6 protein-coding genes and 1 tRNA gene are annotated in these 8,349 nt (G+C 39.1%); 4 read left to right on the top strand and 3 right to left on the bottom strand.

Translation table 11 applies throughout. The features are described 5' to 3' along the window. The first annotated feature begins 167 nt into the window (after window positions 1-167). The 4 genes from uvrB to E1176_RS10340 all read left to right on the top strand — a co-directional run bounded on the left by uvrB (window position 168) and on the right by E1176_RS10340 (window position 5,956). On the top strand, window positions 168-2,189 hold the full coding sequence (gene uvrB, locus E1176_RS10355) for an excinuclease ABC subunit UvrB (RefSeq protein ID WP_155210536.1): 2,022 nt from the start codon (window positions 168-170) through the stop codon (window positions 2,187-2,189). A 61-nt stretch (window positions 2,190-2,250) separates the two neighbouring features. Then, window positions 2,251-3,690 carry a trypsin-like peptidase domain-containing protein gene (locus E1176_RS10350; protein WP_155210535.1) on the top strand — a complete coding sequence of 480 codons (1,440 nt, stop codon included), beginning with the start codon at window positions 2,251-2,253 and terminating at the stop codon, window positions 3,688-3,690. 115 nt (window positions 3,691-3,805) lie between these two features. Further along, a complete protein-coding gene (amaB, locus tag E1176_RS10345) occupies window positions 3,806-5,353 on the top strand; it encodes an L-piperidine-6-carboxylate dehydrogenase (RefSeq protein ID WP_155210534.1) in 1,548 nt (515 codons plus the stop codon). A 189-nt stretch (window positions 5,354-5,542) separates the two neighbouring features. Next, on the top strand, window positions 5,543-5,956 hold the full coding sequence (locus E1176_RS10340) for a response regulator (protein ID WP_155210533.1): 414 nt from the start codon (window positions 5,543-5,545) through the stop codon (window positions 5,954-5,956). A 132-nt stretch (window positions 5,957-6,088) separates the two neighbouring features. On the opposite strand, the gene E1176_RS10335 is transcribed toward E1176_RS10340, so the two are convergent. The 3 genes from E1176_RS10335 to E1176_RS10325 all read right to left on the bottom strand — a co-directional run. Then, window positions 6,089-7,543, bottom strand: a complete 1,455-nt coding sequence (locus E1176_RS10335) for a hypothetical protein (protein ID WP_155210532.1) — start codon at window positions 7,541-7,543, stop codon at window positions 6,089-6,091. A gap of 294 nt (window positions 7,544-7,837) precedes the next feature. Beyond that, a tRNA-Ala gene (locus E1176_RS10330) sits at window positions 7,838-7,914 on the bottom strand. A gap of 35 nt (window positions 7,915-7,949) precedes the next feature. Continuing rightward, window positions 7,950-8,349, bottom strand: a 400-nt coding sequence (locus E1176_RS10325) for a C40 family peptidase (RefSeq protein WP_155210531.1), incomplete at its 5' end; no start/stop codon positions are given.

The raw sequence follows: 8,349 nt of genomic DNA, 5'->3' as shown, positions 1-8,349 counted from the left end.
CAGAATTCTTATAATTCGTAAGCATCTAGACAGCAATAAGTTCATTTTAAAATCTGTCTTCAAATTGATAGATTACACATAAAAAGATGCTCCTGCGAAACAATTAGGAGGCTTAAAACCTTAGATTTGACAGTAAATATTACATTGAGTGGAACTTAGACCAGCCTATGGATTTTAAACTTTCAAGCGAATACGTACCCACCGGTGACCAACCAGCTGCCATCGAGCAACTTTCTGAAGGGCTGGAATCCGGGGAGCCATTTCAGACACTCCTGGGAGCTACAGGTACGGGTAAAACATTTACAATGGCCAACGTAGTTGCCAGGGTCAATAGGCCCACGATTGTATTATGCCACAATAAAACCCTGGCTGCTCAGCTATACGGTGAGTTTAAGCGTTTTTTTCCTGAAAATGCAGTCGAATATTTTATATCGTATTACGATTATTACCAGCCAGAGGCTTTTATACCAAACTCCAATTTGTATATTGAAAAGGACCTTTCGATAAATGAAGAAATTGAGAAATTACGACTTAGCGCTACTTCATCACTACTGACTGGTCGCAGAGATGTAATCGTAATCGCTTCCGTTTCGTGTATCTATGGTATTGGTAATCCTGAAGAATTTGGAAATAACGTAATCAAACTGCGTGTTGGGGAAACTATCCCTAGAAATAAGCTACTCTTCTCTCTGGTTGATATTTTATATAATCGTACAAGCGCAGAATTTAAAAGAGGAAACTTCAGAGTAAAAGGAGACACAGTCGATATTTTTATTGCATACGGTGATTTTGCCTATAGAGTGATTTTCTGGGGTGATGAAATTGAGGCTATCCAAATGATAGATCCTGAATCCGGCACAAAAATCTCAGACCAAACCGCCATTACGATCTTCCCTGCCAACTTATTCGTAACCGGCAAAGACCAATTACATCAGGCCATACATGAGATTCAGGATGACCTCATGGCTCAGCTAGATCAGTTTAAGCTTGAGCAGCGCCACCTGGAGGCCAAAAGACTTAAAGAGCGTACCGAGTTTGACATTGAGATGATGCGCGAACTTGGTTACTGCTCAGGCGTTGAGAATTATTCGAGGTATTTTGATAGAAGAAAACCTGGTGCAAGACCTTTCTGTCTATTAGATTATTTCCCGGACGACTACCTCATGATTATTGATGAGAGTCATGTAACCGTGCCTCAGGTACGCGCCATGTGGGGTGGTGATAGATCCAGAAAAGTAAATCTTGTAGATTTTGGTTTCAGACTTCCTTCAGCATTAGACAACAGACCTCTCACTTTTAATGAGTTTGAGTCTATGCTCAATCAAGTGGTGTATGTGAGTGCCACCCCATCTGAGTATGAGCTGAGAAAGTCTGAAGGAGTAATCGTAGAGCAAATAATCAGACCAACAGGCTTACTCGATCCGCCAATAGATGTAAGACCAAGCCAGAATCAGATAGATGACCTACTCGAAGAAATTGACGAGCGCATAAAACAGCAAGAACGCGTCTTAGTAACGACTCTGACTAAACGCATGGCAGAAGAGCTGGACAAATTTCTTGAGCGTGCCGGGGTAAAATGCCGCTATATTCATAGTGAGGTAGATACACTTGAGCGTGTAGAAATTCTGCGAGAATTAAGACTAGGTATATTTGATGTACTTGTGGGTGTAAATCTATTAAGAGAAGGGCTTGATTTACCTGAAGTTTCTTTGGTAGCAATTTTAGATGCAGATAAAGAAGGCTTTTTGAGAAATCAGAGATCTTTGATACAAACCATCGGTCGGGCAGCAAGAAATGTAAATGGTAAAGTAATTATGTATGCTGATAAAACTACCGAGTCGATGAAAAATGCGATTGACGAAACCAATAGAAGACGCAGCATCCAAATGGCTTACAATGAAGAGTACAACATCACTCCAATGACTATTGCCAAATCTAAAGATGCTATTCTTAACCAAACCAAAGTGGCAGATCGAAAAACAGGCACTAAAAACTACTATGTTGAAGAAGAGCATACAGTGGCTGCAGACCCGGTTGTAGCCTACATGGATAAACCAGGTCTTACCAAAATGATTGCTAAAACGCAGAAATCAATGGAGAAAGCGGCCAAGGAGTTAAACTTCATGGAAGCCGCCAAACTGAGAGATGAGCTCAATGAGCTTAAAAAGCTGCTAGAAGAAAAGGAATAACAGTCATTATCCAAACAGAAATTGTTTGGCATCCGTTATATCACTACTAAAACTAATTCCTATGAGCCAGAGATCGCTTTTATCTGTTATTGTCCTTACTTCATTTTTCAGCGCAACGATAGCTGCTATCATCATTTTTTCGGTCATGAAAGATGATATGCCAGCGGAGACTACAAGTATAACACAGCGGCAACAGCAGGTATCACTCACAAGGTTTAATGACACATCGAGTGTCATTGTACCTAAAGGTCTCAACTTTGTAAATGCCGCTGAAAAAGCTATTGCAGGAGTGGTGCATATACGAGCCGTCTATAGTGGCGGCACTAAAAGTATAAATCCATTGGAAGGTTTTTTTAGAAACCCATCTCAATCATCAGGCTCTGGGGTAATTGTTTCAGATAATGGATATATCGTAACAAACAATCATGTTATAGAAGATGCCAGTGAAATAGAGGTAGTGCTAAATGACAATCGAAGCTATTTTGGCAAAATAATAGGCACCGACCCTACCACAGACCTGGCGCTTATCAAAATAAATGTTGCAGATTTAAATTTTGTGCAATACGGAGATTCTGACAACCTCAAACATGGTGAATGGGTACTGGCAGTGGGTAATCCATTTGAACTCAATTCAACAGTTACTGCAGGCATTGTAAGCGCCAAAGCAAGAAACATTGGCATACTTAGAGATAAAAACAACCTACAAATAGAATCTTTCATACAAACAGATGCAGCTGTAAACCCGGGAAACAGTGGTGGCGCATTGGTGAACCTAAAAGGTGAGCTGATTGGAATAAACACAGCCATTGCTACTCCCACAGGCAATTACACGGGCTATTCATTTGCAGTACCTGTATCCTTAGTCAAAAAAGTAATTGACGACCTTCTGGAATTTGGAGAGGTTAAAAGAGGTCTTTTAGGTATTAGAATTGGCGATGTAAACGCAAGACTTGCTGAGATGAATAATCTAAGCGTAGTAAATGGCGTATTTGTAAGTCAGGTAAATGAAAACAGTGCGGCCAGTGAGGCAGGTCTAGAGCAAGGTGATGTGATCATTGCTATTAATGGGCTCTCTGTAAACAATGTCTCTGAATTGCAAGAGCTAGTAGCTCGCAACAGACCCGGAGATGATGTAAGAGTGACTTACATGAGAGGTGCTGATAAAAATAATGTAACGGCCACTCTAAAAGATTTTGAAGGGAATGCAGCAGTTACTCAAAACACATTTGCCAATGAAATTGAAGGAGCCACTTTCCAAAATCTGACTATTGAAGAGCTTGAAGCTTATGATCTTACTTATGGTGTTAAAATCACAGAAGTTGAAGAAGGCAAGTGGCAGGCAGCCGGCATTAAAGAAGATTTCATTATTACCAAAATAGATAAACTATCAGTCACCAGCATTCAGGATCTCAACAACATTTTGGCCAACAAAAAGGGGGGCATCTTAGTCGAAGGGCAATATCTCGATGGTGAGCGAGGCCTCTTTGGTATGGACTGGTAAATCTGATTTTTCTGACACTTCCATATTCATAGTCGAATGTAACTCATTTATTACAACTCGATTACAATCGGTTGCATACTATTTTATAGTTTTGCACTCCACAAACAAACAGACTATGAATAACGATCAATTTGGCATAAAAGAAGCTTTAAGCGAATTAGGGCTTAAAGAAACAAATAGCGGAACCTCTACAGGGAGCAACTGGCTCGATAGTAAAGGAGATATTTTAGAAAGTTTATCTCCGGTAGATGGTAATCTAATCGGTAAAGTAAGCTCTACCACTCCTGAGCAGTACGAAGAAGTTGTAAAAACAGCTCAAGAAGCATTTAAATCCTGGAGAACAGTACCAGCGCCTAAACGTGGTGAGGTGGTAAGACAAATTGGTGAGGAGTTAAGAAAATATAAAGAGCCTCTAGGTAAGCTTGTTTCTTTTGAAATGGGAAAATCTTATCAGGAAGGACTTGGCGAAGTGCAGGAAATGATCGACATCTGCGACTTTGCAGTTGGCCTTTCCAGACAGTTACATGGTCTTACCATGCATTCAGAAAGACCAAACCACAGAATGTATGAACAGTATCATCCACTTGGTGTAGTAGGTATCATTTCTGCCTTTAACTTCCCGGTAGCTGTGTGGTCCTGGAATACGATGCTGGCCTGGGTATGTGGTGATGTTTGTATCTGGAAACCATCTGAAAAAACACCTTTATGCGGTGTAGCTTGTCAAAATATAATCAATAAAGTATTTGCTGAAAATGATGTGCCGGAAGGCGTTTCTTGCCTTGTGAATGGTGATTACCAAATTGGTGAGCTTATTTCTAATGACACACGTGTACCATTGGTTTCTGCCACTGGTTCTACCAGAATGGGTAAAAAAGTAGGTGCTGCTGTTGGTGCCAGACTTGGTAAGTCATTATTGGAGCTTGGTGGTAACAATGCCATCATCATTTCTAAAGATGCTGATCTCGATGTGGCAATCACCGGTGCGTTGTTTGGTGCTGTTGGTACTTGCGGACAGAGATGTACTTCTACAAGAAGATTGATCATCCACTCGAGTAAATACGATGAAGTAAAAGAAAAACTTACAGGTGCTTATAAGCAATTGAAGATTGGAAATCCTCTCGATGTAAATAATCATGTAGGACCACTTATCGATAAAGACGCTGTAAACATGTACCTATCTGCCCTTGATCAGGTGAAAGAGCAAGGTGGAAACATAATTGTAGAAGGTGGTGTACTTGAAGGCGAAGGTTACGAGTCTGGTTGCTATGTAAAACCAGTGATTGCTGAGGCAAGCAATGAAATGCAAATTGTACAGCACGAAACTTTTGCTCCTATTCTTTACATCATGAAGTACGATACTATCGATGAAGCAATTGAGTTGCAAAATGGTGTGGCTCAGGGACTATCATCAGCCATCATGACTACACACATGAGAGAGATGGAACAATTCTTATCTCAGGCTGGGTCTGATTGCGGTATAGCTAACGTAAACATCGGTACTTCAGGCGCAGAAATTGGCGGTGCCTTTGGTGGTGAAAAAGAGACTGGCGGTGGCCGTGAGTCTGGCTCTGATGCATGGAAAGTATACATGCGAAGACAAACTAACACCATCAATTACGGTACTGAGTTACCACTTGCACAAGGTATAAAGTTTGATCTATAATAGCCCTTATTAAGGCTTAAAGTGATAAAAGGCAACACAATAGTGTTGCCTTTCTTTTTTTATGATAACTGTATTTATCTAGCGATTTGATAATACCTTACATCTATATTAAAATCCATTTATAAAGTTGATTTTGTTATTACTCCGTTAAGATTTATATTTAGCATCGATATAAAAAAGGGTAAAATAATGTCAGATACTTCAAAAAAATATAATTCAGTGATGTTAATCGATGATAATGAGATAGATAACCTCATTAATCAGAAAATGATTGAAGCAGCTGATATTACTAAATACATCTATACACATACTGGTGCAAAAAGTGCTATTGAGTTTCTAAAAAACATCGAAAAGATTGAAGAACTTGCCGACAGCATTTTGCCAGACATCATTTTCCTTGATATTGATATGCCTTTAATGGATGGCTTTCAGTTTCTAGACGAATTTGGCAAACTATCTGAGGAGACACGAAAGAAGTGTAGTATCGTTATGCTTACTTCTTCGATAAACCCTCAGGATGTGCATAAGTCAAAAAAATATAATGTAAAGCAGTACATCAACAAGCCGTTATCTCAAGACAACTTGGCCAAATTAGAAATTTAGAAAATAGAATTCACTGAGCTGGGTACAGCATAAATTTCAGTGCAAAGCAGTTAAATACATTATTTACTTATAAAGCAAAAGAGCCTCAAATGAGGCTCTTTTTTTGTATCAATATCTTTTTCAGATTTCTTTCTATTTATCTCTAGAGCAAAGCCTCGTAATAAACTCCTCGTTTTTCTTAATAAGCAATGTAGGTGCAAAATAGGTAGTTTTCGTCCTTGGAAACTTATCGATAATAGCTTTGATCTTTTCTGGCTTGTTTTTCTTGATTTCGCTGATCGCTATTTTCAATATTTTGGTAAGCTGTATAATGTGCTCACACTTTTCCTTGCCAAGAAGTCTTACCTGGCGCTGTACGCTATTGATAAGCTGGTTAAACAGATCATAGTCACTCAGGAGGCAATACTGTAGCGCTAGCAATACTTTAAGCTCCACTAGCATATATGGGTATTTCTTAAGAGCCGTTTCATTCATGAGACCGTTGAGCCATTTGCTCGCTTCTTCATAGTTACCCACATAGTAGCACGAAAGTGCTCTAAAGATCGAGAAAGTAAGAAAAGTAGGTAAATCCTCCTTGTCTACTTCAAAATCCTGAAACATGCCTTCTACCTCATCATAGATTTCCTTTTCGGTACCCAACCTCAGGTGACGCTCCATTTTCGTAACCAAAAACTGAGCAGGATAAGTATAAAGTGCGTAATTAGTCAGTAGGTTATCTACTGCATCGTTTACCTCCTCATAAAACTTCTCAGCTTTTCTGTATATCTTATGATGGTTATAGTACTCGAGCTTTAAAAATTCGAATACAAGATTTAAATGGTAGTAAATTGAGTCAAGCTCATAGCTATCAAAAATTTCCTGAACCTTATCAAGAATATCTTCGATAGGCTCCAGGTCATCGTCAAGATTATCATCTTCTTCATCGACAAAGAGCCTGTGAAATATCGTTACACAACTATGGTATACATATAATCTGTGCGACTCATAAAGGTCTTTTACATTTCTTAATTCCTTAAGAAGTAGCGTAAGCTCCAGTTTGTCAGTCTCGTCTCCAGATAGTGTATAATAACCGTATTTTTTAAAATATTCTGCCAGAATATCTTCCGCTTTATCTACCGCCAATGTATACGCTACGTGCTTATTGTATAATTGAGAGTAGCTAAAATGCTCCGGAGAGTTAATGTGAAGCTTCTTTAATGACTTATATACTATCGTCAGCTCGTTGGACAAGTCGTAGTCAAGAAGTTCCTTTTCAAGCTTTTTCAGTGTAGCAACGGCAATGGCTCTTTTCTTAGTAAAAATAATCTCATTGATGTTAGCCACCTTTTTGAGAATATCCGTCCTCGGACTTTCCATCTGCTGGAGCAAATGTTCTTCTATCTTTTGATTGAGCCTTGATCGTAGGGTGTAATAGGCATTGGTATTTACACCAAGCTCCTGCATAATTTTAGTATCTGAAAGCTGACGCTCCCTAATTGCTTTCAACAGATAGGCAGACTTATCCGCGCTACTATCAATAAGCGAATCATGAATTGCCTGGAAATCTCTGTTGGAAAGTTGTTTAATTATGTTTTTCAGCTTTGCCATAGAACGTAAAACCCACTTTGATGCTCGTAAATTTGTTAATTGTTATGCATAAATAAAAATAAAAGCCTGAAGTCAGGCTTAGAATAACCGAAAATATAGTAATTATATACAACAGATTCACTGTAAAGCACAACTATTTTTCATATTTATCTCATTAAGTGCATGTGAATTAAACAGTTATAACTTTGTTTAAAAAAGTTACAATTAAATTTTTAGTGAGTTGTTTATTGATGTCAATCGGTGAGGGAGTTTCCTGAATGAAAAAAGCCCATCAAATAATTGATGGGCTTCGTTTGGTGGAGAATACCGGATTCGAACCGGTGACCTCTACACTGCCAGTGTAGCGCTCTAGCCAACTGAGCTAATTCCCCGTTTGAGGTCTGCAAATATATTAAAAATTACCTAATCAAAAAGGCCTACGCCCCATTCTAAATCTCTTTCTGTAGTACTTTACATCCATGTCGCTAATTACTACGCCCAGAGAGCTGGAGCTATGTATAAATTTGACTTTACCGCCCTTTACTTCAGTGACTAGGCCTACGTGAGTTACCTTTCTTCTTTTCTTACCTGTGGCAAAGAATACCAGGTCACCCGGTTGCAGCTTATTTTTCTTCACCTTCTTACCTATTTTGCTTTGAGCGTCTGAGGTTCGGGGTAGATTGTAGTTAGCGATTCTAAAAGAATTGCACAATAAACCCGAACAATCTATGCCAGACCTTGAGGTACCACCCCATTTATAAGGTGTGCCAATGTATCCTTTTGCTGTGTTTATGACTTTATCAATACGCTGAGCACGTATCCGGGCC

The sequence above is a fragment of the Fulvivirga aurantia genome, from assembly GCF_009711475.1.
Lineage (GTDB): Bacteria > Bacteroidota > Bacteroidia > Cytophagales > Cyclobacteriaceae > Fulvivirga > Fulvivirga aurantia.
This window is presented reverse-complemented; position numbering and strand designations above follow the sequence as displayed.

Excerpts from the sequence above, each read along its gene's own strand:
- uvrB (WP_155210536.1), top strand. The coding sequence starts at position 168 with ATGGATTTTAAACTTTCAAGCGAATACGTACCCACCGGTGACCAACCA.
- E1176_RS10350 (WP_155210535.1), top strand. The coding sequence starts at position 2,251 with ATGAGCCAGAGATCGCTTTTATCTGTTATTGTCCTTACTTCATTTTTC.
- amaB (WP_155210534.1), top strand. The coding sequence starts at position 3,806 with ATGAATAACGATCAATTTGGCATAAAAGAAGCTTTAAGCGAATTAGGG.
- E1176_RS10340 (WP_155210533.1), top strand. The coding sequence starts at position 5,543 with ATGTCAGATACTTCAAAAAAATATAATTCAGTGATGTTAATCGATGAT.
- E1176_RS10335 (WP_155210532.1), bottom strand. The coding sequence starts at position 7,543 with ATGGCAAAGCTGAAAAACATAATTAAACAACTTTCCAACAGAGATTTC.